General features: G+C 56.0%; 19 protein-coding genes and 3 pseudogenes. 14 read left to right on the top strand and 8 right to left on the bottom strand.

Features of this window, described 5'->3' with window-relative positions:
• Nucleotides 1–80: 80 nt before the first annotated feature.
• From JGC47_RS06490 to JGC47_RS17585, 5 genes and pseudogenes are all read left to right on the top strand, one after another.
• Nucleotides 81–404 carry a heavy metal-binding domain-containing protein gene (locus JGC47_RS06490; RefSeq protein WP_004156875.1) on the top strand — a complete coding sequence of 108 codons (324 nt, stop codon included), beginning with the start codon at nt 81–83 and terminating at the stop codon, nt 402–404.
• On the top strand, nt 404–1,246 hold the full coding sequence (locus JGC47_RS06495; RefSeq protein ID WP_004156876.1) for an N-acetylmuramoyl-L-alanine amidase: 843 nt from the start codon (nt 404–406) through the stop codon (nt 1,244–1,246). The genes JGC47_RS06490 and JGC47_RS06495 overlap by 1 nt, the downstream gene beginning before the upstream one ends.
• A gap of 144 nt (nt 1,247–1,390) precedes the next feature.
• Nucleotides 1,391–1,480 (top strand): annotated as a pseudogene (locus JGC47_RS17575) (N-acetylmuramoyl-L-alanine amidase); the annotation flags it as partial.
• Between the two features lie 27 nt (nt 1,481–1,507).
• Nucleotides 1,508–1,597, top strand: a pseudogene (locus JGC47_RS17580) (N-acetylmuramoyl-L-alanine amidase); the annotation flags it as partial.
• A gap of 259 nt (nt 1,598–1,856) precedes the next feature.
• Nucleotides 1,857–1,946 (top strand): annotated as a pseudogene (locus tag JGC47_RS17585) (N-acetylmuramoyl-L-alanine amidase); the annotation flags it as partial.
• Nucleotides 1,947–1,949: 3 nt separating this feature from the next.
• On the opposite strand, the gene ltaE reads toward JGC47_RS17585, so the two are convergent.
• Together ltaE and poxB are read right to left on the bottom strand one after the other, a co-directional pair.
• Complete coding sequence (gene ltaE / locus JGC47_RS06505; protein WP_004156878.1) at nt 1,950–2,954, bottom strand: low-specificity L-threonine aldolase; 1,005 nt, start codon at nt 2,952–2,954, stop codon at nt 1,950–1,952.
• A 63-nt stretch (nt 2,955–3,017) separates the two neighbouring features.
• The gene (poxB, locus tag JGC47_RS06510; protein ID WP_004156880.1) at nt 3,018–4,739 is read right to left on the bottom strand and encodes a ubiquinone-dependent pyruvate dehydrogenase; all 1,722 of its coding nucleotides are present in this window, start codon (nt 4,737–4,739) and stop codon (nt 3,018–3,020) included.
• A gap of 228 nt (nt 4,740–4,967) precedes the next feature.
• Between poxB and JGC47_RS06515 the strand changes: the two genes are divergently transcribed.
• Nucleotides 4,968–6,620 (top strand): ATP-dependent nuclease, encoded by a 1,653-nt coding sequence (locus JGC47_RS06515; RefSeq protein WP_004156881.1) that lies wholly within the window; start codon nt 4,968–4,970, stop codon nt 6,618–6,620.
• Nucleotides 6,621–6,801: 181 nt separating this feature from the next.
• Here JGC47_RS06515 and cspD read toward each other — a convergent pair whose 3' ends face one another.
• Entirely contained in the window at nt 6,802–7,029 is a 228-nt protein-coding gene (gene cspD, locus JGC47_RS06520; RefSeq protein WP_004156882.1) for a cold shock-like protein CspD, read from the bottom strand.
• 93 nt (nt 7,030–7,122) lie between these two features.
• Here cspD and JGC47_RS06525 point away from each other — a divergent pair, with 93 nt between their 5' ends.
• The 3 genes from JGC47_RS06525 (at nt 7,123) to clpA (ending at nt 10,096) form a co-directional block, all read left to right on the top strand.
• A complete protein-coding gene (locus JGC47_RS06525; RefSeq protein WP_013035967.1) occupies nt 7,123–7,284 on the top strand; it encodes a hypothetical protein in 162 nt (53 codons plus the stop codon).
• Nucleotides 7,285–7,470: 186 nt separating this feature from the next.
• The gene (gene clpS, locus JGC47_RS06530) at nt 7,471–7,791 is read left to right on the top strand and encodes an ATP-dependent Clp protease adapter ClpS (RefSeq protein WP_004156885.1); all 321 of its coding nucleotides are present in this window, start codon (nt 7,471–7,473) and stop codon (nt 7,789–7,791) included.
• Between the two features lie 28 nt (nt 7,792–7,819).
• Nucleotides 7,820–10,096: an ATP-dependent Clp protease ATP-binding subunit ClpA gene (gene clpA / locus JGC47_RS06535; RefSeq protein ID WP_004156887.1), complete on the top strand. Its 2,277-nt coding sequence runs from the start codon at nt 7,820–7,822 to the stop codon at nt 10,094–10,096.
• Between the two features lie 301 nt (nt 10,097–10,397).
• Here clpA and infA read toward each other — a convergent pair whose 3' ends face one another.
• From infA to trxB, 5 genes are all read right to left on the bottom strand, one after another.
• Complete coding sequence (gene infA / locus JGC47_RS06540) at nt 10,398–10,616, bottom strand: translation initiation factor IF-1 (RefSeq protein ID WP_002211347.1); 219 nt, start codon at nt 10,614–10,616, stop codon at nt 10,398–10,400.
• Nucleotides 10,617–10,975: 359 nt separating this feature from the next.
• The gene (gene aat / locus JGC47_RS06545) at nt 10,976–11,668 is read right to left on the bottom strand and encodes a leucyl/phenylalanyl-tRNA--protein transferase (RefSeq protein WP_004156888.1); all 693 of its coding nucleotides are present in this window, start codon (nt 11,666–11,668) and stop codon (nt 10,976–10,978) included.
• Between the two features lie 30 nt (nt 11,669–11,698).
• Nucleotides 11,699–13,429, bottom strand: coding sequence for a heme ABC transporter ATP-binding protein/permease CydC (gene cydC / locus JGC47_RS06550; protein ID WP_004156889.1), 1,731 nt, complete (start codon nt 13,427–13,429; stop codon nt 11,699–11,701).
• On the bottom strand, nt 13,426–15,195 hold the full coding sequence (gene cydD / locus JGC47_RS06555) for a heme ABC transporter permease/ATP-binding protein CydD (protein ID WP_004156890.1): 1,770 nt from the start codon (nt 15,193–15,195) through the stop codon (nt 13,426–13,428). Before cydD ends, cydC begins: the two co-directional genes overlap by 4 nt.
• A 134-nt stretch (nt 15,196–15,329) precedes the next feature.
• Nucleotides 15,330–16,304, bottom strand: a complete 975-nt coding sequence (gene trxB / locus JGC47_RS06560; protein ID WP_004156891.1) for a thioredoxin-disulfide reductase — start codon at nt 16,302–16,304, stop codon at nt 15,330–15,332.
• 525 nt (nt 16,305–16,829) lie between these two features.
• Between trxB and lrp the strand changes: the two genes are divergently transcribed.
• The 5 genes from lrp to serS all read left to right on the top strand — a co-directional run bounded on the left by lrp (nt 16,830) and on the right by serS (nt 24,639).
• Nucleotides 16,830–17,324, top strand: coding sequence for a leucine-responsive transcriptional regulator Lrp (gene lrp / locus JGC47_RS06565; RefSeq protein ID WP_004156893.1), 495 nt, complete (start codon nt 16,830–16,832; stop codon nt 17,322–17,324).
• Nucleotides 17,325–17,442: 118 nt separating this feature from the next.
• Nucleotides 17,443–21,087 (top strand): DNA translocase FtsK, encoded by a 3,645-nt coding sequence (locus tag JGC47_RS06570; protein ID WP_004164167.1) that lies wholly within the window; start codon nt 17,443–17,445, stop codon nt 21,085–21,087.
• A 199-nt stretch (nt 21,088–21,286) separates the two neighbouring features.
• Nucleotides 21,287–21,898, top strand: a complete 612-nt coding sequence (gene lolA / locus JGC47_RS06575) for an outer membrane lipoprotein periplasmic chaperone LolA (protein ID WP_004156901.1) — start codon at nt 21,287–21,289, stop codon at nt 21,896–21,898.
• A 7-nt stretch (nt 21,899–21,905) separates the two neighbouring features.
• Nucleotides 21,906–23,249: a replication-associated recombination protein A gene (locus JGC47_RS06580; protein ID WP_004156902.1), complete on the top strand. Its 1,344-nt coding sequence runs from the start codon at nt 21,906–21,908 to the stop codon at nt 23,247–23,249.
• Between the two features lie 97 nt (nt 23,250–23,346).
• Nucleotides 23,347–24,639, top strand: coding sequence for a serine--tRNA ligase (gene serS, locus JGC47_RS06585; protein ID WP_004156903.1), 1,293 nt, complete (start codon nt 23,347–23,349; stop codon nt 24,637–24,639).
• The last annotated feature ends 400 nt before the right edge of the window (nt 24,640–25,039 follow it).

Consider the following 25,039-nt stretch of genomic DNA (forward strand, 5'->3'; position numbering starts at 1 on the left):
CTGGGGGCGTGCTTTATCATTAAGTATAGCCACTCAGTTTAACCCTGAAAGCGATAGCCATTCTGACCAAGGAGAGCAACATGAAATTTTCCACAACCCCCACGCTGGAAGACCAGCCGATTAGCGAATATTGCGGCGTGGTGACCGGTGAGGCGATCCTCGGCGCAAATATCTTCCGCGACTTTTTCGCCGGCATCCGCGATATCGTCGGCGGGCGCTCCGGTGCGTATGAAAAAGAACTGCGCAAAGCGCGTCAGATCGCGTTTGCCGAGCTGGAAGAGCAGGCAAAAGCGCTGGGTGCTGATGCGGTGGTGGGCATTGATATAGATTATGAAACCGTAGGCAAAGACGGCAGCATGCTGATGGTCAGCGTCAGCGGCACCGCGGTGAAACTGCGCCACTGATGCGTCCCATTTCTGTCCTACGCCCGCTGTGGGTGCTGCTGGCTATCTCCCTTTATACCTCAATAACGCCGCAGGGGCTGCAGCCGCAGCGGGGTTATACGGTGGATACCCGCCAGCAGGCTTACGGTATACGCCCGCGCATCAAGGTGCTGGTGATTCATTACACGGCCGGTGATTTTCCGCGTTCGCTGAACGTGCTTACCGACCGCAGCGTCAGCGCGCACTATTTACTTCCGGCCGTGCCGCCGAAGTATGACGGTCAACCGCTGGTTTGGCGGCTGGTGCCTGAGTCGATGCTGGCCTGGCATGCCGGGATCAGCTTCTGGCGAGGAGCCACCCGGCTCAACGATACCTCGATTGGTATTGAGCTGGAGAACCCAGGCTGGCACCGCACCGCCTCCGGCGTGAGCTGGGCTCCGTTTCCTGCTGCGCAAATGGCCGCGCTGCTGCCGATGCTGCGTGATATCGTCGAGCGTTACGCCATCAGCCCGCCGGACGTGGTGGCGCACAGCGATATCGCCCCGATGCGTAAGCAGGATCCCGGCCCGCTATTTCCGTGGCGCTGGCTGGCCCTGCAGGGCGTGGGGGCGTGGCCTGATGATGACCGCGTGGCGTTTTATCTGGCCGGGCGGCCCGCCAGCCAGCGGGTAGACATAACGAAACTGCTGGGCCTGCTGGCAAGTTATGGCTATGAAGTGCCCAACCCGATATTGCCGTATCAGCGACAGGCGCTGATCGCGGCGTTTCAGATGCATTTCCGCCCGTCAGACTACCGCGGCATCGCCGATGCGGAAACAGAGGCAATCGCCGCCGCGCTGCTGGAAAAATACCCTGCACAGTAGCGATTAGCCCGTTGCTGAAACGCCCGCCATGCCCGCCCGTCAGACTACCGCGGCATCGCCGATGCGGAAACAGAGGCAATCGCCGCCGCGCTGCTGGAAAAATACCCTGCACAGTAACGATTAGCCTGTTGCTGAAACGCCCGCCATGCCCGCCCGTCAGACTACCGCGGCATCGCCGATGCGGAAACAGAGGCAATCGCCGCCGCGCTGCTGGAAAAATACCCTGCACAGTAGCGATTAGCCCGTTGCTGAAACGCCCGCCATGCCCGCCCGTCAGACTACCGCGGCATCGCTGATGCGGAAACAGAGGCAATCGCCGCCGCGCTGCTGGAAAAATACCCTGCACAGTAGCGATTAGCCTGTTGCTGAAACGCCCGCCATGCCCGCCCGTCAGACTACCCGGCATCGCCGATGCGGAAACAGAGGCAATCGCCGCCGCGCTGCTGGAAAAATACCCTGCACAGTAGCGATTAGCCTGTTGCTAAAACGCCCGCCATGCCCGCCCGTCAGACTACCCGGCATCGCCGATGCGGAAACAGAGGCAATCGCCGCCGCGCTGCTGGAAAAATACCCTGCACAGTAACGATTAGCCCGTTGCTGAAACGCCCGCCATGCCCGCCCGTCAGACTACCGCGGCATCGCCGATGCGGAAACAGAGGCAATCGCCGCCGCGCTGCTGGAAAAATACCCTGCACAGTAGCGATTAGCCTGTTGCTAAAAACGCCCGCCATGCGTTGACCAGAATTTGCAGCGCCGCCCGGTCTACGTCGATATGTGTTACCAGACGCGTCACCGCGCCGGGACTGAGCAGAATATCACGCTCGCGCATCCACGGCCCCAGTGAAGCGATCTGTGCTTGCGGCAGTCGCAGAAAGACCATATTGGTATCCTGACTGATGACATCCACGCCAAGGTCTTGTAGCGCGCCAGCCAGCCAGGCGGCGTTATCATGATCGTCCTTCAGACGTGCGACGTTATGTTGCAACGCATACAGCCCGGCCGCCGCCAGGATGCCCGCCTGGCGCAGCCCGCCGCCGGTCATTTTTCGCCAGCGGCGCGCCCGCTGAATAAACGCTTCGCTGCCGCAAAGCATGGAGCCAACCGGTGTAGCCAAACCTTTCGACAGGCAAATTGTGAGCGTATCGCAATAGCGCGCCAGCGTTTCGAGTGGTAAACCGAGCGCCACCGCAGCATTGAAAATGCGTGCGCCGTCGATATGCAACGCCAGCTGACGCTCACGGGTGAAATCCCACGCCTGTTGCAGGTAGCTTATCGGCAGTACCTTGCCGTTGTGGGTGTTTTCAAGACTCAGCAGGCGGGTAACAGCAAAGTGGATCTCGTCAGGCTTGATAAACTGCGCCACCACGTCCAGCGGCAGCGTGCCGTCAGCGGCGGCGAGGATCGGCTGGGGCTGGATGCTGCCCAGTACCGCTGCGCCGCCCGCTTCATACTTATAGTTGTGTGCCAGCTGGCCGACAATATACTCTTCACCACGCTGACAGTGGCACAGCAGCGCCACCAGATTGGCCTGTGTGCCGGTGGGCAGGAACAGCGCCGCCGCTTTATCGCTCAGACGTGCGGTTTCGGCTTCAAGCTGGTTGACCGTGGGATCGTCGCCGTATACGTCGTCGCCGGTTTCAGCATGCATCATTACTTGCAGCATGGCCGCTGTCGGGCGTGTAACGGTATCACTACGCAAATCAATCACCTTTGTACTCCTGTTCACAGTGAAACGGACGCTGCGGCCTCCGTCACATGGCCGGCAACCGATTTAGCGCAGCCAGTTGGTTTTAGCCAGGTCGACCACCTCATTGCCACGGCCGCTTATCACCGCCCGCAGCATATACAGGCTGAAGCCTTTAGCCTGTTCCAGTTTGATCTGCGGCGGCATAGCCAGCTCTTCGCTGGCGGTGACCACATCAACCAGCGCCGGACCGTCGTGAGCCAGCGCCTCGCGAAGCGCTGCGTCCAGCTGGGATGCCTGCTCCACACGAATGCCTTTCACCCCACAGGCGTTGGCAATGGCGGCGAAATTGGGGTTATCCAGCCCGGTGCCATCGGTCAGGTAGCCACCCGCTTTCATCTCCATGGCGACAAAACCCAGCACGCTGTTGTTAAATATCACTATTTTCACCGGCAGCTTGAGCTGCGCCAGGGACAGGAAGTCCCCCATTAGCATGCTGAAACCGCCGTCGCCGCACAGGGCAACCACCTGGCGCTGCGGGTCAATCGCCTGAGCGCCAATCGCCTGTGGCATGGCGTTGGCCATCGAGCCGTGGCTGAAGGAGCCGATCAGACGACGCTGACCGTTCATTTTCAGATAGCGCGCCGCCCAGACGGTTGGCGTACCGACATCACAGGTGAAGATGGCGTCTTCACTGGCATGTTGACTGATTTGCTGTGCGAGATACTGCGGGTGGATCGGCTGATTATCATTCGCGGTGGCCAGTGCATCCAGGTCTTTGCGTGCTTCAACGTAATGCTTCAGCGCTGTATCCAGAAAAGTGCGTTCGGTTTTCACCGACAGCTGCGTCAGCAGGGCATTGAGGGTGGTTTTGATATCGCCGACCAGCGCCATATCGACCCGGCTGTGGCTGCCAATGCTGCCGGGATTGATATCAATCTGTATAATTTTCGCCTTCGGCGGATAAAAAGCACGATAGGGGAACTGGCTGCCAAGTACCAGCAGAGTATCGGCGTTCATCATCGCGTGATAGCCGGAAGAGAAGCCGATCAGGCCGGTCATCCCTACGTCATAAGGATTGTTGTATTCAAGATGTTCTTTGCCACGCAGCGCATGCACAATTGGCGCTTTCAGGGTTTCAGCCAGTTTAACCACCTCGGCGTGCGCGCCGGCACAACCGCTGCCGCACAGCAGGGTGATATTTTCAGCCTGATTAAGCGCCGCTGCCAGTTTTGCCAGTTCGGCAGGGATTGGCTGCACCTGAGGTAGCTGGGGCGGATACCAGTCTGAAGTAGCGTTATCGGGGGCCGGCTGGAGCGCGACATCCCCGGGCAGCACCACCACCGACACGCCGCGGTTCAGAATAGCCTTACGCATGGCGATACCCAGTACCTGAGGCAGCTGCCCGGGACTGGAGACCATTTCACAGTAGTGGCTGCACTGACCAAACAGTTCCTGTGGGTGTGTTTCCTGAAAATAGTTGCTGCCGATCTCGCTTGAAGGGATATGCGCGGCGATGGCCAGGACCGGCACATGGTTACGGTGGCAGTCAAACAGCCCGTTAATCAGGTGAAGATTACCCGGGCCGCATGAACCGGCACATACCGCCAGTTCGCCGGTCAGATGCGCCTCTGCGCCAGCGGCGAAGGCGGCTACCTCTTCATGGCGGGTGGGCATCCACGCAATGGTGCCCATTTGGTTCAGGCTGTCGCTGAGGCCGTTCAGTGAATCACCGGTGACCCCCCAGATGCGTTTAACGCCTGCACTTTCCAGCGTTTTTGCCACCAGTGCTGCAACGGTTTGCTTCATGCTTTTCTCCTGAGTTAAGGCAATATCCATCAGCCGGAAGGAAGGATTTGCAGCACAAGCATAGTTTAGGTTAGCGCAACCGGGAGCAGGGTAAATAAAATAAGCTGTTTCCCGGGCAAGCCTGGATCAATGATATTCCGGCGCGATAACGCCTGTTTTTTTTTGCCCGCCTTGACCACGTTGTTCCGGCCAACCATCCTCAATATAAAAGGGATAACAGAGGCAAAGATGATCCTGGAAAAAATCGCCGTTAGCGGCTTTCGTGGTATCAATAAGCTGTCGCTCAGGCTGGAAGAAAATAACGTGCTGATCGGCGAAAATGCCTGGGGGAAATCCAGTCTGCTGGATGCGCTGACGCTTCTGCTGGCCCCGGGCGAGCCTTATCAGTTCTGCGCTGGAGATTTTCATTTTCCTCCGGGAGATGACCCCGGGCGCGAACGGCATATCCAGATACGCTTCACCTTCCGCGAGTTCGAAGCCGGGCAGCGCAATGCGGCGCGCTACGCGGAGTTCAGCGATTTATGGCAGCGAGGCGAGGCGGGGTCGCCTCAACTTTGTTATCAGGTGCTGGGGGAGCTGCTGGCGGACGGGACGGTGGTAACCCGTCATCACTTCCCCGGAGAAGTGGGGAAGGTTCTGGAGGACGATGGGGCCGGGCGGCTGCGCACCCTTAAACGTCTACATCCGGTTTTGCGACTGCGTGATGCGCGCTTTAACCGCCGTATGCATCTTGAGCCCACGCAGCACGGCGATGATGCCGGTTTCAATACGCTGGTAGAGCACATTGATACGCTGACGCGTGATTTGCATTCACGTCCGCAGAATTTGACCGACAGCGCTCTGCGTCAGGGGTTGATAACCATGCAACAACTGCTGCAACACTATTTTTCGCTCCAGCAACCTTCCGCAGCGTCGCAAAGCGGGCGTTTATCCCATCAGATGGCTTCTCGCAGAGGCTGGCGCTATCTGGATAATATTAATCGGCTGATCGCCGAGGCCGACAGCCGCAGCCGCAGAGTGATCCTGTTGCGGATGTTTGCCCTGCTGCTGCAGGTGCGTGGGGCGCATCAACTTGATGCTCAGGCCCGGCCGCTGCTGCTGGTAGAAGACCCGGAAACGCGCCTGCACCCTATTATGCTGGCGGTGGCGTGGGGGCTACTGAACCTGCTGCCTTTACAAAAAATCACCACCACCAATTCAGGGGAATTGCTGTCGCAGGTGCCGGTGGAACAAGTATGCCGTCTGGTACGTGAGCCTGAACGGGTCGCGGCGTGGCGTGTTGGTCCGGGAGGCATGAGCGCTGAAGAGAGCCGTCGTATTGCTTTTCATATTCGCTTTAACCGGCCCTCTTCGCTATTTGCCCGCTGCTGGCTGCTGGTGGAAGGTGAAACCGAAGTGTGGGTAATGAACGAGCTGGCGCGTCAGTGCGGTCACCATTTTGCCGCCGAAGGGGTAAAGGTGATTGAGTTTGCCCAGTGCGGGCTGCGACCGTTACTGACGTTTGCCGGGCGCATGGGCATTGAGTGGCATGTGCTGACCGACGGCGATGAAGCGGGAAGAAAATATGCCGCTACTGCCCGCAGCCTGCTGGATGGCGAGCCTGAACAGCAACATCTGACCCAGTTACCCGCACTGGATATGGAGCATTTCCTGTACAAGCAGGGATTTTCTGAGGTTTATCATCGTATCGCCCGCTTGCCTTCTCACGTGCCGATGAATCTGCGGCGCATTATCGCTAAGGCGGTACACCACTCTTCAAAGCCGGAGCTGGCAATTGCTGTAGCGATGGATGCGGCAGAACGGGGTACGGAAGCGGTGCCGGCGCTGCTGCGTAAGATGTTTGCCCGGGTACAGTGGCTGGCGCGCGGCAAAACCGATTGAGAAATAATCAACAGCCAGCGATCGGCCGTCTGCAAGCCGTTTTGCACCTGGTGATTACAGGGGCACTTGAAATTGTCTGACCACCACCCAATACAGATGAAAGCGGTGGCGCTTAACATAAAAATGCCAGCGCTGCCGGCTGGCATTTTGTCTCAGGGTTGGACAGAATGTGTAGTCAGGATCAGGCGCTAATTGCCAGGACTTCTTCCACAGGGACTATGAGGCTGGCATGGTTGCCTTTTGGTCCCTGATGCACATCAAACTGGACTTGCTGCCCGGCTTTCAGCGTTCGGTAACCGTCCATCTGGATAGTGGAGTAGTGGGCGAAGATATCATCGCCACCGCCCGCCGGGCAGATGAAACCGAAGCCTTTGGCGTTATTAAACCATTTAACAGTACCCGTCATCATGCTTCTTCATCCCTCGAAAGACTGTATGTATAGGGTGAGGTTTTCTGGTGGTGAAACCCGTTATACTTCAAGCTGCAGGTGCGTTGGCCGTGTATGTTCACCCTTGTCACTGACTGGGGTCAGCTCATCGGGATCCACCCGCTTGCCACCTTCCTGCAACTCGAATTATTCGGGTCAGGCTTGCAGGCTGGTGAAAAGCGGGTCAGCCCGTTGCTGTACTGTAAAGAATTGATGGGTACGGTCAAGCAAACGTAAGTCTGAGGCGAGGAAAAATTCATCAAAATTTGAAGCAGTTAACGCTATTGCAAATTTTGTGATAGAGGTCGCTATTGATGGCGATGCAACAAAAATTTAACCGCACTGTTCGACTTACTGTTCAGGCTGTTCCACATCTGAACCAGCTAAGTCTGGCGCAAGTTATGCTGATCACACTGGAAAAATATGGGTAAGACTAACGACTGGCTTAATTTTGAACAGCTCGCAGAGGACAAAGTCCGTGAAGAGCTCAAGCCACCCTCAATGTATAAAGTTCTTCTGAACAATGACGATTTCACCCCAATGGAATTTGTTATTGACGTTCTGCAAAAGTTCTTTTCTTATGATATTGAACGTGCAACGCAACTGATGCTTACCGTTCACTACCAGGGCAAAGCGATATGTGGTGTTTTTACTGCCGAAGTGGCCGAGACCAAAGTCGCTCATGTGAACAAATATGCCAGGGATAATGAGCATCCGTTGCTATGTACGCTGGAAAAAGCCTGAAGAAGGCGATCTACTGTGAGAGGTGCCTATGCTCAACCAAGAACTGGAACTCAGTTTAAATATGGCTTTCGCCAGAGCGCGTGAGCACCGACATGAGTTTATGACCGTCGAACATCTGTTACTGGCGCTGTTAGGTAACCCGTCGGCCAGAGAGGCACTGGAAGCCTGTGCGGTGGATATCGTGGCATTACGCCAGGAGCTTGAAGCCTTTATCGAACAAACCACTCCGGTCCTGCCGGTGAGTGAGGAAGTGCGCGATACCCAGCCGACGCTGAGCTTCCAGCGGGTTCTGCAACGTGCTGTGTTCCATGTGCAATCATCGGGCCGCAGCGAAGTGACCGGAGCCAACGTGCTGGTCGCTATCTTTAGCGAACAGGAGTCGCAGGCGGCTTATCTGCTGCGCAAGCACGATGTCAGCCGGCTGGACGTGGTGAACTTTATTTCTCACGGTATGCGTAAAGATGAGCCAGGCCCGGCATCGGGTGCAGAAAATCCGGTAAACGAAGAGCAAGCAGGCGGGGAGGAACGTATGGAAAACTTCACCACCAACCTCAACCAGCTTGCCCGCGTTGGGGGGATTGACCCGTTGATCGGCCGTGATAAAGAGCTTGAGCGTGCCGTTCAGGTGCTGTGCCGTCGGCGTAAAAACAACCCGCTGCTGGTGGGCGAGTCTGGCGTTGGCAAAACGGCAATTGCGGAAGGTCTGGCCTGGCGCATCGTGCAGGGCGACGTACCGGAAGTGATGAAAGAGTGCACCATTTACTCGCTGGACATCGGCTCGCTGTTAGCCGGGACTAAATATCGCGGTGATTTTGAGAAGCGGTTTAAAGCCCTGCTGAAACAGTTGGAGCAGGATCATAACAGCATCCTGTTTATCGATGAAATTCACACTATCATTGGTGCCGGCGCCGCCTCTGGCGGCCAGGTAGATGCAGCGAACCTGATTAAACCGCTGCTGTCGGGTGGCAAAATCCGCGTGATGGGTTCAACGACCTATCAGGAATTCAGCAATATCTTTGAGAAAGACCGTGCGCTGGCGCGCCGCTTCCAAAAAATTGACATTACTGAACCCTCTATCGATGAAACGGTGCAGATTATTATCGGCCTCAAGCCGAAGTACGAAGCGCATCACGATGTCCGCTATACCGCTAAAGCGGTGCGCGCGGCGGTAGAGCTGGCGGTGAAATACATAAACGACCGTCATCTGCCTGATAAGGCGATTGACGTGATCGATGAAGCCGGCGCACGTGCGCGCCTGATGCCGGTCAGCAAGCGTAAGAAAACTGTCAATGTGGCGGATATTGAAACCGTGGTCGCGCGTATTGCACGCATACCGGAGAAAAGTGTTTCCGCGTCCGACCGCGATTCGCTGAAAACCCTCGGCGACCGTCTTAAAATGCTGGTGTTCGGTCAGGATAACGCGATTGAAGTGTTGACCGAAGCCATCAAAATGAGTCGGGCCGGTTTGGGTCAGGATCGCAAGCCTGTCGGATCCTTCCTGTTTGCCGGCCCTACCGGCGTCGGGAAAACGGAAGTAACAGTCCAGCTGGCGAAAGCACTGGGCATTGAGCTGCTGCGCTTTGATATGTCCGAGTACATGGAGCGCCACACCGTCAGTCGCCTGATTGGTGCGCCTCCTGGTTACGTGGGGTTTGATCAGGGTGGTCTGCTGACCGATGCGGTGATCAAGCATCCGCATGCGGTGGTACTGCTGGATGAAATAGAGAAAGCCCACCCGGATGTGTTCAATCTCCTGTTACAGGTGATGGATAACGGTATGCTGACCGATAACAACGGGCGCAAAGCGGACTTCCGCAACGTCGTGCTGGTGATGACCACCAATGCCGGGGTACGCGAAACCGAGCGCAAATCTATCGGCCTGATCCAGCAGGACAACAGCACGGATGCGATGGAAGAGATCAAAAAGATCTTCACGCCTGAGTTCCGTAACCGTCTGGATAATATCATCTGGTTTAAACACCTCGATCAGGCGGTGATCCACCAGGTTGTCGACAAATTTATTGTCGAACTGCAGGCACAGCTGGATGCCAAAGGCGTTTCGCTGGAAGTCAGCGACGATGCCCGTGACTGGCTGGCGGATAAGGGCTATGACAAAGCGATGGGCGCGCGCCCGATGGCTCGTACCGTGCAGGAAAACCTGAAGAAACCGCTGGCCAATGAATTGCTGTTTGGTTCACTGGTAGAAGGTGGATCGGTGTCGGTGACGTTGGATAAAGAGAAAAACCAGCTTACCTACCATTTCCTCAGTGCAGAGAAGCGTAAAGCGGAAGGCGCGGTGCATTAATCCACTCAGTGATATCGACATCAAGCCTGGCGGGATCTTCTCCTGTCAGGCTTTTTTGTTTTACGTCAACACGGCATACAGGCCCCTCATCATTCCTTCAGGCAGCTTAACTGGCGACAGTGGATAAGCGCGGGATAGTCATTCCCGCTTTCCCCGTCGCCTGACGAGGCGGCCACAGGGCGACTCCGGCTTAACCAGGCCGGTTGATAACGTTTGCCAAATAAAAAGGCCGGACAGTTTCCTGTCCGGCCCTGGATATCAGTGCTGCGGTTATTGCGGCAGCACGGCAGAATGGGGCAAATTAGCGACTACGGAAGACAATGCGGCCTTTGCTCAGGTCGTACGGGGTCAGCTCTACAGTGACTTTGTCGCCCGTCAGGATGCGGATATAGTTTTTGCGCATTTTACCGGAGATATGAGCGGTAACCACATGTCCATTTTCTAATTCAACGCGGAACATGGTGTTAGGTAACGTATCAAGTACGGTACCCTGCATTTCAATATTGTCTTCTTTGGCCATCGAATCCTCTAGGTGGACTACCTTAGTTTTGAACCGGCAAGATAATGCCGAATTTCACATATTAAGTAAAGAATTGCGGATGAATTCACCCACATCAACCCCTCTTACGCGCACCCGGCGCAGACGAGTTACGATTAAATCTGGAGTAAATAGCGTCAGCGTGGGGGAGCAGCGGGCTAAGAATCTGTTGAAATCTGCTTTTTTCGCACGATTTAAACAGTTCTGACAAGGTGCGTTGCGATTCTCAGCCTGGTATTCCGCTTCATCCTCTTGTAACGATGAAAAGCGGACGGCATACCAAACGCGCACATTATATCACTGTTCTACTCACCATGCGTGTAAAACATCTAACGATTGCACTAAAAAAGCCGCTGCACACGCCAGCAGTTTGCTGAAAGTGTCTGAATTGCGTGAGAACTGACATATTCCAGGTAGCTGGCGCGTGAGATTTCTTGCGCACCCAAAGAGCGGGTATGGGGATTCAGCACCTGGCAATCAATCAGCCTGCCACCCTGTTGCAGAAAGTAGTGACAAAATACCAACAGTGCGGTCTTGGACGCATTCTCTCTGCGGCTGAACATCGATTCGCCACAAAAAATTCGCCCCAGCGCCAGGCCGTACATCCCACCAACCAGTTCGTCACCGTGCCAAACTTCAATAGAGTGCGCATGACCAAGTGCATGCAGCCGCTGCCAGGCGTGTTTCACTTCGTGGGTAATCCACGTTCCTTCCTGTCGGTCGCAGGCGCAGCCTTCAATGACGTCATGAAAGCAGTGATTAAGGGTAACACGATAGGAGGACCGCTGGTGGAAACGCTTCATGCTGCGGCTCAGATGAAAGTGCTGCGGCAGCAGGACCGCACGCGGATCGGGAGACCACCAGAGAATCGGGTCGCCCGGAGAAAACCACGGGAAAATGCCACGGTGATAAGCGTTCAACAGCCGCTGGGGGCTCAGGTCGCCACCCATAGCCAACAGGCCGTTAGGTTCCCGCAGCGCCTTTTCAGGTGGCGGGAAGTTTAGCGATTCGTGCGAAAGCTGGATTAGCCGCATGGAAAAGTGCTCATCAGGACGGGATCATCACTATAGCGCAAAGCGTTGGAGAAATGACCAGTAGCGCCCCTGTTTTGCGACGAGTTTCTGGTGGTCTCCCTGCTCAATCAGCTGGCCGTCATCCAGCACGCAAATTTGGTCAAAGTGCGCCAGTCCGCGCAGTCTGTGGGTGACCATAATCAGGGTTTTGCCGGTGGCAATTTCGCGTAGCAGAGCCAGAATCTGCTGCTCGGTCTCCGCATCCAGCCCCTCGGTAGGCTCATCCAGCAACATCAGGGGAGCGTTATGCAGCAGCGCGCGCGCCAGGCCGAGGCGGCGCAATTCCCCGCCGGAAAGTTGGCGACCGCCTTCACCCAGCCAGGCATCCAGTCCCGCATCGCTGTCCAACAGCTTCTCCAGCCCCACCTGACGCAGCGCGTCTGACAGCTGTTCATCCTGGCTGGACGCGGCGGCCAGCAGCAGGTTATCCCGCAGGCTGGCGCTGAACAGATGCACGCGTTGAGTCACGACGCTGGTACAGGCCCGCAGTTCAGCTTCGCTCCAGGCGTGCAGCGGTCGGCCGTTAAGTATGATGCTGCCGCACTGGGGATCCCAGGCGCGGGTCAGGAGCTGCAACAGCGTGGATTTGCCGCAGCCGGTCCGGCCCAACAGGGCAATGTGTTGTCCGGCGGCAATCTCCAGCGACAGGTTTTTGATGGCAAAAGGGCCATCATCATAGCGGAAGCTAACGTTGTTCAGACTCAGCGCTGCTGAATCAGCTTGTGGTGCAGCGTCTTTCGTTGCAAAGGTAACCTGTGGACGTTGTGCAATGATCTCAGAGACGCGCTGCGCTGAAGCGATAACATGCCCGAGATGCTGAAAAGCCGTACCCACCGGGCCAAGCGCTTCAAAAGCGGCCAGTGCACAGAAGACAAACAGGGCGATATATGCGCCGGGATGGGCATCGCCACCGATACCGCTGGCGCTTAACCACAAAATCAGCGTCACGGCAATACCGCCCATCAGCATGACCAGCCCCTGTGACATCCCGGTCAGGCTTGCCTGACGCCGTTGAGCGGTCAGCCAGGCCGCCTCGGTTGCGTCCATCCCCTGACGAAAGCGGCTCGCTGCGCCATAAAGACATAGTTCCGTCTGCCCCTGCAACCAGCGGGTCAAACTGTCACGGTACTCACTGCGCAGGCGGGTCAGATCGCTGCCAACCGGCAGCCCGGCACGATAAAATACCGGCGGCAGTAGCAGCAGGGTCAGCAGCATCAACGCACCGAGGGTAAGCGCCAACCTGCTGTCCAGCCAGCTCAGCCCCGTGGTTACCAACACAATCACCGTCAGCGCGCTAACCAGCGGCGCAATGACCCGCAGATAGAGATGGTCCAGCGTATCGACGTCGGCAACCAGGCGATTAAGCAGATCTCCCTGACGGAAGCGGGTGAGGCCAGCCGGTGAAAGCGGTAGCAGTTTACTGAAGGTGAACACGCGCAGATGCTGCAGTACGCGGAAGGTGCCGTCATGACTGACCAGCCGCTCCAGGTAGCGGGCAACGGTACGACTGATAGCCGCGCCGCGTACGCCGGCAGCGGGCAACATATAGTTGAAGCTGTAAATGCCCGCCACGCCAGCCAGCGAAGTGGCCGCAAGGAACCAGCCGGACAGCGTCAGCAGGCCAATACTGGCCAGCAGCGTGGTTGCCGCCAGCAGGATGCCGCACAGCAGCCGCAGAATATGGCGACGATAGAGTTTCAGAAATGGCAGCAGAGTTTTCATTCAAGCGATCCTCCCCGTTGTGCCAACAGCCCGGCGAAGGGGCCGGGCTGATTGGCCAGCGTATCCCAGCATCCCTGCTGCACGATTTTGCCATCACGCATCAGCCAAATCTCATCCCATTGCGCCAGTCGGTCAAGCTGATGGGTAATCAGCAGCGTACTTTGTGCTGCGGATGCCTCCAGCAGCGCACGGTTAACGTGCCGTTCACTTTGCGCATCGAGGCTGGCGTCGGGTTCATCCAGCAGCAGTAACTGACAGGGTTTCATTAACGCGCGCGCAACGGCCACACGCTGGGCCTGACCGACCGACAGCCTGGCGGCCCGCTCTCCCGTGTCGCTATCAAGGCCAGCCGGCAGTCGGGGCAAGAATTCGTTTATCCCAGCCAGCGCCAACACCTGTTGCAGACGCCCCTCATCGTGAACGGCGCCCGGCAGAATATTCTGTCGCAGAGTGGCGGCCGGAAGGTGGGGGTTTTGCCCGACCCAGGCCAGCTGCTGTTGCCAGTGCGGCAGGGCGATATCGCGCAGTTCAGTGCCGTTAACCAACAGTGAACCACGGTAAGGCAGGTTGCCAAGTAGCAGGTTCATCAACGAGGTTTTTCCGGCGCCACTTTGCCCCACCAGGGCGACACGCTGCCCCGGCCTTAGCTTGAAATTCAGTGGCCCGGCCAGCTGCTGGCCGTCGGCGCTGAAAATCGTCAACCCGGTTGCCACCAGGTCGACTCCTCCGTCGAGCTGCGGCGTTAAATCACCACGTTCTGTCGCGGCCGCTTCACTCTGATCAAGGAAGCTTTGTAACGCGTCGGCCGCGCCAACTGCCTGGGCTTTAGCATGGTAAAACGTGCCGAGATCGCGTAACGGTTGATAAAACTCCGGGGCGAGGATCAACACCAGGAAGCCAGCAAACAGGGTCACCGGGCCGCTGTAATGGCCGAAGTCAAATATGCCCAGGTAGGAGAAACCAAAATAGACGGCGATCAGCGCAATGGAAATTGAGGCGAAAAACTCCAACACAGCTGAAGAGAGAAATGCCATGCGCAGAACTTCCATGGTGCGCTGGCGAAACTGCTCAGAGGCCGTGGCGATAGTGGCGGTCTCCGCCGTAGCGCGATGGAACAGACGTAACGTGTCCAGACCGCGCAGCCGGTCAAGAAACTGTCCACTCAGACGCGACAGCGCAAGGAAGTTTCGGCGATTGGCATCCGCAGCCCCCATCCCGACCATTGCCATAAACAGCGGGATAAGCGGCGCGGTAGCCAGAAGTATCAGCGACGCAACCCAGTTCACAGGGAACAGCACCAGTAGCACCATCAACGGGATCGCGCCGGCCAGCATCATTTGGGGCAGATAGCGGCCATAATAATCCTGCATATCCTCAATCTGTTCCATCAGCAGCGTTGCCCAACTGCCGGCCGGTTTGCCATGGATCCACGCCGGTCCAAGAAGCGCCAGTCGGTTTAACACCTGCTGACGTAATGCCAGGCGTATTGCCTGGCCCGCTTTGCATCCTGCTTTCTCACGTAACCAGGCCAGTAACGCGCGCCCGGCAAAACAGGCCAGCAGTAAGCAGAAATGAACCAGCAGCGCGTTGCGCGGCTGCTGGTCAACCATTAATGCCTGTAACAGTGCGGCCAGCAACCAGGCCTGAGCAAGGATCAGCAGCGTGCTCAAAATGCCTGACAGAAATGAGAGACGCAGCCAGCGCTGACCGTGCACGCTCTGGCTTTTTAGCCAGCGGGTGAGAATTTGTTGCCGTGTTTTGTTCATCTGTTGCCGTATTGCCCTGTCGTAAACAGTAGAAAGGCAAAAGCCTGGAAGGATTGATGTCGTGATAATGGTACAACGCAGAGGGCAAAAAGGCGACAATTGCTCGTCGCCTTGGGGATAATAAGCTCAATATTTTAACAAGTTACTGATTGTTTTTTAACCAGCCCGTCAAGATAGCGTTCAGCGTCAAGCGCAGCCATGCAGCCGGTGCCGGCAGAGGTAATCGCCTGACGATAAATGTGGTCCATCACGTCACCGGCTGCGAATACGCCCGGAACGCTGGTTTGAGTAGCATTGCCGTGGATCCCTGATTGCACCTTGATATAACCGTTTTCAAGCGCCAGCTGGCCGTTGAAAATCGCCGTGTTCGGGCTATGGCCGATGGCAACGAACAGTCCGGCAACCGCCAGATCTTTCGTCTGTTGGTCCTTGGTTGAACGCAGGCGCAGTGCGCTGACGCCCATCTGATCGCCCAGCACTTCATCCAGCGTATGATCGGTATGCAGGACAATGTTGCCGTTTTTTACCTTTTCATTCAGGCGGTCAATCAGAATTTTCTCGGCACGGAAGCTATCGCGACGGTGGATCAAATGCACTTCAGCAGCAATGTTTGCCAGATAAAGCGCTTCCTCTACGGCCGTGTTACCGCCGCCGATCACCGCGACTTTCTGATTGCGGTAAAAAAAGCCGTCACAGGTGGCACAGGCAGATACACCACGTCCTTTAAACGCTTCCTCTGAAGGCAGGCCAAGATAGCGGGCTGAAGCCCCGGTGGCGATGATCAGGGCATCGGCAGTGTACTCACCTTCGTCACCGGTCAGACGGAACGGACGATTTTGCAGATCGACACGGTGGATGTGGTCGAAGACGATCTCAGTGTTAAATTTAACAGCATGTTCGTGCATGCGCTCCATCAGCCGCGGGCCGGTCAGCTCATGGGCATCGCCCGGCCAGTTTTCAACGTCGGTTGTGGTGGTCAGCTGACCGCCTTTCTCCAATCCGGTGATCAGCACCGGATTAAGGTTAGCGCGCGCCGCGTACACGGCAGCGGTGTAGCCAGCCGGACCTGAACCTAAAATCAGCAATTTACTGTGTTTAGCCGTACTCATGAGACCCTCATTATTTAACTGGCAAACAGATGAAGGGGATTGTAGGGAATTTGACGAGGCAAAAAAAGCATTCTGCGATTTTGTTAACAATTAATGAAAAAGGTGGCGTCAATCAACTGCCGGGGCAGGTTTTTTCCGACTGATAAAACAGCAGCCAGCCAGCTGTTACGGTCCGGTCCGGGCAAAATTGTCATTGAAAAACAGACAGACAGCAGCTTGTATGGCATGTTGTTCTGATTTTGTTTGTTTTGCTTTGACAATCGGCTGCGCTTTTGCGAAAACATTATGGGAAGCAGAGACTATTCGAGAATGAACCCGGGGTGACGCCCAGAGTTTTGCATTGAAGGCCGAATAAACTCAGTCTGTTATTTGGAATGACGCATGGTGTGGACAGACAACATGCGTCATGCGGATAAAGTGTTTTATAACGCGACAGGCTCTATGTCTTCTACTTAGATCAACCCTGTTACATTGATGTAGTTCAGGGTCTGGCAGGTAAAGGGAAGAAATATATGAGAGACACTAATGGTAGAAAATAAAAAACGACCTGGTAAAGATCTGGATAGAATCGACCGCAACATCTTGAATGAACTACAAAAAGATGGACGTATTTCTAACGTCGAACTATCTAAACGCGTGGGCTTATCACCAACACCGTGCCTGGAGCGTGTGCGTCGTCTGGAACGACAGGGTTTTATTCTCGGTTATACCGCTCAGCTCAATCCGCATTATCTGGACGCTTCTTTGCTGGTATTCGTTGAGATTACTCTGAATCGCGGTGCGCCGGATGTGTTTGAGCAATTTAACGCCGCTGTACAAAAACTTGAGGAAACTCAAGAGTGTCACCTTGTTTCTGGTGATTTTGACTATTTATTAAAAACCCGTGTACCGGATATGTCGGCATACCGTAAATTACTCGGCGAAACCTTGCTGCGTCTGCCGGGCGTGAACGATACCCGTACCTACGTGGTCATGGAAGAAGTAAAACAAAGCAACCGGTTGGTCATTAAAACTCGGTAACACAGGGCAGGTGCAAAACCTGATAGTTTTCGCTACACTCCTGTGAATTCATACAGGTTCAGCGTCGGGCTTGTCCGGCGCTGTTTCCTTCATAGTTTACAGGCACCTGGAGATACTCTTGAGCCAGGAATACTCAGAAGACAAAGAAGTTACGTTACAATCTTTGAGCAGCGGGCGTCGCCTGCTTGAAGCCTTACTGATTATCGTTGCTTTATTCGCCGCTTATTTGATGGTGGCGCTGGTCAGTTTTAATCCTTCCGATCCCAGCTGGTCACAAACTGCCTGGCATGAACCCATCCACAATGTAGGCGGGGAAGTGGCGGCGTGGCTTGCGGATACGCTATTTTTCGTTTTTGGCGTAATGGCTTACGCCATTCCTGTAATAATTCTGGGCCTGTGCTGGATTACTTTCCGGCAGCGCCATTCCCAGGACTACATCGATTATTTCGCTGTCGCCCTGCGACTGATTGGCGTTCTGGCCCTGGTGGTCACATCATGCGGTTTAGCTGCTCTCAACGCCGATGATATCTGGTACTTCGCCTCAGGCGGGGTGATTGGCAGCCTGATGAGCAGTGCCATGTCCCCTTATTTAAGTGGTCCCGGCGGCACGTTGACGCTGCTGTGCGTCTGGGCTTCAGGGTTGACGCTGTATACCGGCTGGTCCTGGCTGACTATCGCTGAAAAGATTGGTGCAGTGGTGATGGGCATACTCACCTTCGCCAGCAACCGATCGCGCGGCGATGAAAGATGGCAGCAGGAAGAAGACTATCATGACGAAGATCAGCACGGCAGCGCTGACCTGAACGCCGGTAGCAACGCTGCGCACGATGACGATGTTCTTCTGTCGAAACCCCAACCCGTGCAGGATAAAAGCGTTGACCAACAGGGCAATGCCGCGCGGGTAATCGCGGCGACAATGCCAGGGGCAGAAGCGACGGCAGGTCAGCAGGTTGAATCGCCCACTGCCGCTGCAAAATCTTCTGCGGCTGTCAGCCAGCAGCCAGTACCAACGCAGCAGGCTGTCGGATCCACTGCCGTTGACCCGCCGCTTTACCGCTTCGAATTGCTTTCCGAGGTGCAGACACCCACCCCATCGCTGCCGCTTGATCAAGATGACGGCCCGCAGCTCGGCAACTGGCGTGATGCACAGCACGCTTCGCCGTTTGATTTCTCAACCGCACATGCGTCTCACCCTGATTCAGTGGCGACCGCTACCCAGGGTGCGGCGCTGGACGCCCCGGCGCAATCAACCAGCAGCAACACGCCATTTATGCCTGGTTTTACCGCCACCAGCGGTGACGATGTCAACCGACAGGTTAAGCAGGGTATTGGTCCTGAGCTGCCGCGGCCAAATCCGGTCAAGCTGCCGACGCGACGCGAACTGGCTTCCTACGGTATTAAACTTCCTTCGCAGCGGATGGCTGAAGAAAAAGCGAAAGACCAGGAGCAGATACAGCAGCCTGCAGCTTACACGTCAGAACCGCGCGGTCAGAACGTCACCCTGGGCGATATGCGCCAATTGAGTGGTGACCAACTGGCTGCGGAAAATGAAGAAGCCCTGCAGCAGGCCGAGCTGGCCAACCAGTTTGCCGCGCAGCAGCAACAGCGATATGCATCGGAAGTGAAAGACGAGGGACCGGCCTTCACGTTTGACACGCGAGGTGCGTTTGATTTCTCGCCAATGGACGATTTAGTAGAGGAAGGTCCTGTCGAACCCCTGTTTACACTGTCGGTAGCCCCCGAATCTGAGCCTGAAGTGCAGCAGCAGCCTCAATGGCAGCAACCGGAAAAACAACAGCGGCCAGCGGCCGAAGCTGCGCCGTCTGCGGCTCCGGCTGCGGCATGGCCACAGCCGCCAGCGGCCGAAGCTGCGCCGTCTGCGTCCCCGGCTGCGGCATGGCAACAGCGGCCAGCGGCTGAAGCTGCGCCGTCTGCGTCCCCGGCTGCGGCATGGCAACAGCCGCCAGCGGCCGAAGCTGCGCCGTCTGCGTCCCCGGCTTCGGCATGGCAACAGCGGCCAGCGGCTGAAGCAACGCCGTCTGCGGCTCCGGCTGCGGCATGGCAACAGCCGCCAGCGGCCGAAGCTGCGCCGTCTGCGTCCCCGGCTGCGGCATGGCAACAGCCGCCTGCGGCTGAAGCTGCGCCGTCTGCGGCTCCGGCGCGTCAACCTGTTGACTCACCTGAAGCCGATCAGGCGCTTATCCCGCAGAATCCGGATATGGACAGCCTTATCCATCCGTTCCTGATGCGCCATGAGCAGCCAACGCACAGGCCAACCACACCGCTGCCAACCCTCGATCTGCTGGCTTCGCCCCCGTCAGAAACCGAACCGGTTGACCAGTTTGCGCTTGAGCAGACCGCCCGTCTTATCGAAGCTCGTCTGGCTGATTATCGGGTGAAGGCCGAGGTTGTCGGGTATTCTCCAGGCCCGGTGATCACCCGTTTCGAACTGGATCTGGCACCCGGGGTTAAAGCCGCGCGCATCTCCAACCTGTCACGCGATCTGGCCCGCTCCCTGTCGGCGGTGGCGGTGCGTATCGTCGAGGTGATCCCTGGCCGACCTTATGTCGGTCTCGAACTGCCGAACGTGCATCGCCAAACGGTCTATCTGCGCGAAGTGCTGGACTGTCCGGCGTTTCGCGATAACCCGTCGCCGCTGTCTGTCGTGCTGGGTAAGGATATCTCAGGCGATCCGGTGGTCGCCGACTTAGGTAAAATGCCTCACCTGTTGGTCGCGGGTACCACCGGCTCCGGTAAATCGGTGGGGGTCAATGCGATGATCCTCAGCATCCTGTATAAAGCCACGCCGAAAGAAGTGCGCTTTATCATGATCGACCCGAAAATGCTTGAACTGTCGGTGTATGAAGGTATTCCACATCTGTTAACTGATGTGGTCACCGACATGAAAGATGCGGCGAATGCGCTGCGCTGGTGCGTAGTTGAGATGGAGCGCCGCTACAAACTGATGTCGGCGCTGGGCGTGCGTAATATTGCAGGCTATAACGAAAAGGTCGATATGGCCGACGCCATGGGGCGTCCAATACCCGATCCGTTCTGGAAACCCACGGACAGCATGGATATGACCCCTCCGGTGCTGGAGAAAGAGCCTTACATCGTGGTTATGGTGGATGAGTTCGCCGACCTGATTATGACCGTCGGTAAAAAGGTGGAAGAGCTGATCGCCCGCCTGGCGCAGAAAGCGCGTGCTGCCGGCATCCACCTGGTACTGGCTACCCAGCGACCTTCGGTAGACGTCATTACCGGTCTGATTAAAGCCAATATTCCGACGCGTATTGCCTTTACCGTTTCCAGTAAGATTGACTCGCGTACCATCCTCGATCAGGGAGGAGCCGAGTCGTTGCTGGGTATGGGTGACATGTTGTATCTGGCACCTAACTCGTCGATCCCGGTGCGCGTGCACGGTGCCTTTGTGCGCGATCAGGAAGTTCACGCGGTAGTCAAAGACTGGAAAGCGCGCGAACGTCCTCAGTATAAAGAAGGGATCCTTAGCGGAGGAGATGACGGTGAAGGCGCGGCGGGCGGCATAGACGGAGACGAGGAGCTGGATCAGCTTTTCGATCAGGCGGTTGAGTTTGTGGTGGATAAACGCCGTGCTTCGATTTCGGGCGTGCAGCGTCAATTCCGTATTGGTTACAACCGTGCGGCGCGCATCATCGAACAGATGGAAGCGCAGGGCATTGTCTCGTCTCCGGGCCATAACGGTAATCGTGAAGTGCTGGCACCTCCGCCACATGAGAGATAACTGCCCGCACTGACCGGAAATCATCAACGGGTAAGGCGCGCCTTACCCGTTGAATCTTTATAATTTGTCCCCATATCTGCACGGCAGAGTCGGAAGAAATCAGTTTTTTCTCCTGTTTTTCCAGTCATTCCCTGGCTAAAGTTATCCACGTTACGCTTAACCCTAAACGGGATACAAGAGCTTCACTAAGGATGCCGTAATGAAAAGATTAATCATTTCCTGCTGTTTGTTGGCGACTTTTACTGCTGCCGGTGCGTGGGCTGATGCCGCAAGCGATTTGCAACAGCGTCTGGACAAAGTAAAAAGCTTTCACGCCACCTTTAATCAGAAAGTCACAGACGCTAGCGGATCATCCGTGCAGGACGGCGAAGGTGAAATATGGGTGCAGCGTCCTAATCTGTTCAACTGGCACATGACCGCACCAGATGAAAGTATCCTGATTGCGGATGGTAAAACCCTGTGGTTTTACAACCCGTTTGTTGAGCAGGTCAGCGCCAGCCTGCTGAAAGATGCCACCAGCAACACGCCGTTTATGCTTATTGCCCGAAATCAAGCCAGTGACTGGAAACAATATCATGTTGCACAAAAAGGTGACGATTTCTCGCTGACGCCAAAATCTGCCGATGGCAACCTGAAACAGTTCACCATCAACGTGGCGCAGAACGGCACCATTAATCAATTCAGTGCGATCGAACAGGACGGTCAACGCAGTAGCTATGCGTTGAAAAGCCAGCAAAATGGCCCGATCAGCGCTGATAAATTCAAGTTTACCCCGCCTGAAGGCGTGACCGTGGACGATCAGCGGCAGTGAGGTTGGCGTGAGTAACCTGTCCCTGGACTTTTCCCGTAATGAGTTTCAGCCTCTGGCCGCACGTATGCGGCCACGCACGCTGGCTGAATATATCGGCCAGCGGCATCTGCTGGCGGCGTGGAAACCGTTGCCGCGTGCTATCGAGGCTGGGCAGCTTCATTCGATGATTTTGTGGGGGCCGCCAGGCACGGGTAAGACCACGCTGGCAGAGATCATCGGTCACTACGGCCAGGCCGACGTCGAACGCATTTCTGCTGTCACCTCGGGGGTTAAAGATATCCGGGAGGCGATCGAACGTGCGCGACAAAACCGTCACGCCGGGCGGCGCACCATCCTGTTTGTCGACGAAGTTCATCGCTTTAATAAAAGCCAGCAGGATGCTTTTTTGCCGCATATTGAGGATGGTACCATCACCTTTATTGGCGCTACCACGGAAAACCCCTCGTTTGAGCTAAACTCGGCGCTGTTATCCCGCGCCCGCGTCTACTTGTTGAAATCGCTCACCAGTGACGATATTGCAACGGTGCTTGACCAGGCCATGCAGGATGGCGAGCGTGGCTATGGCAAAGACAACATCCTGCTGCCAGAAAACACCCGCGATATGATCGCTCAACTGGTTAACGGCGACGCCCGACGCGCGCTGAATACGCTGGAAATGATGGCCGACATGGCGGAGGTCAACGCTAAGGGCAAGCGTGAACTGACGCCGCAACTGCTTAACGAAGTTTGCGGGGAACGCAGTGCGCGTTTTGATAATAAGGGTGACCGCTTTTACGACCTGATTTCCGCCTTGCACAAGTCGGTGCGTGGGTCGGCACCGGATGCAGCGCTCTACTGGTATGCGCGTATTATCACTGCCGGCGGTGACCCGCTATATGTGGCGCGGCGCCTGCTGGCGATTGCCTCAGAAGATATCGGTAATGCCGACCCGCGTGGTATGCAGGTAGCCATTTCTGCCTGGGACTGTTTCACCCGCGTTGGCCCGGCCGAGGGAGAGAGGGCGATTGCGCAGGCGATTGTCTATCTGGCCTGTGCACCAAAAAGCAACGCGGTCTATACCGCTTTTAAGGCAGCGATGCGCGATGCGCGCGAAAACCCTGATTATGATGTTCCTGAACATTTGCGCAATGCGCCGACCAAATTGATGAAAGAGATGGGACTGGGAGCAGAATATCGTTACGCTCATGATGAAGCCAACGCCTACGCCGCCGGTGAGAACTATTTCCCAGCGGAACTGGCGCAAACGCGATATTATCAGCCGACATCGCGCGGGCTGGAGGGCAAGATTGGTGAAAAGCTTGCCTGGCTGACGGAACAGGATCAAAATAGCCCGACAAAACGCTACCGCTGATGATGGCGTTGCGGTAAGGTTAACAATGAAATAAACGTATTCACCTTGTGGATGCGCTCCCCTCTTTTTTTACTCAATAATTATTCACAGGACAACCATGCTCGATCCCAATCTACTGCGTAATGAGCCAGACGCAGTCGCTGAAAAACTGGCACGCCGGGGCTATAAGCTGGACGTTGACACGCTGCGCGCGCATGAAGAGCGCCGTAAAGTATTGCAGGTTGAAACAGAAAATTTGCAGGCTGAGCGTAACTCACGATCCAAATCCATCGGCCAGGCCAAGGCGCGCGGGGAAGATATCGAGCCATTGCGTCAGGAAGTGAATGCGCTGGGTGAACGTCTGGACGCGGCCAAAGCAGAGTTGGATACGCTGCTGACCAGCATTAACGACTTTTCAATGGCGATCCCGAACATCCCCGCTGACGTGGTGCCGCCGGGCAAAGATGACAGTGAAAACCAGGAGATTAGCCGCTGGGGCGTACCGCGTAAATTTGATTTTACCGTGCGCGACCATGTTGAACTGGGCGAGCGGGCTGCGGGGCTGGACTTTGCCGCTGCGGTCAAGCTTACCGGCTCACGTTTTATCGTGATGAAGGGCCAGATAGCGCTGATGCACCGTGCCCTGAGCCAGTTTATGCTCGATCTGCACACCGAACAGCATGGCTATCAGGAAACCTACGTGCCTTATCTGGTCAATCATGCCAGCCTGTACGGCACCGGCCAGTTACCTAAATTCGGCGAAGATCTGTTTCATACTCGTCCACTGGATGAAGAAGCATCCAGCAGCAATTATGCGCTGATCCCTACTTCTGAGGTGCCGCTGACCAATCTGGTACGCGATGAAATTCTGGAAGAAGAATCACTGCCGTTGAAAATGACCGCACACACGCCTTGCTTCCGTTCCGAAGCCGGGGCCTATGGTCGTGACACGCGTGGGCTGATCCGCATGCACCAGTTCGATAAGGTTGAAATGGTGCATATCACGCGACCGGAAGACTCAATGGATGCGCTGGAAGAATTGGTCGGGCACGCTGAAAAAGTTTTGCAGCTTCTTAATCTGCCGTACCGCAAGGTGCTGTTGTGCACCGGAGATATGGGGTTCGGTGCACAAAAAACCTACGACCTGGAAGTGTGGTTGCCGGCGCAGGATACCTACCGTGAAATTTCTTCCTGCTCGAATATGGGAGATTTTCAGGCCCGCCGTATGAAAGCGCGCTGCCGGCCTAAGGGCGAAAGCAAAACCCGCCTGGTGCATACCCTGAACGGTTCCGGACTGGCCGTGGGGCGTACCCTGGTGGCGGTGCTGGAAAACTATCAGCAGGCCGATGGACGTATTGAAGTGCCAGAGGTTTTGCGTCCTTATATGAAAGGTTTAACCTTTATTGGTTGAGTTTGCGCGCGGATGATTTCGCTATGCAGTGACTAAACCCGCCGTAGGCGGGTTTAGTCACATTAAGAGCAAAGATTAAGCCCTAAGATTGGGGCTTTGCTCTTAACAGGTTAGTGCGATCCACTGACCGCCCTGCATCAATCACTTTCTTCCTGCTATTTACGCCGTTTATGCCACCCAGGCTTATTTCCACTGCCGTTAAGCAGAACAGATGAGGGATAATGCACGCTGCAGGCTGGTATTTATCGTTAAATCAATCAAGCTAATGGGGTGTTGGGTGACGTTGACCTGTTACCGTGCCGGCACGGCTAAAATGACCGAATCGGCGAAATGCAAATTGTGCTATTGCTGGTTTATTACGCTTTTCCAATCGCCAGCGCGGTGGCATGATGCGCGCAAA

Origin of the sequence: Erwinia amylovora, from assembly GCF_017161565.1 — a bacterium.
GTDB lineage: Bacteria > Pseudomonadota > Gammaproteobacteria > Enterobacterales > Enterobacteriaceae > Erwinia > Erwinia amylovora.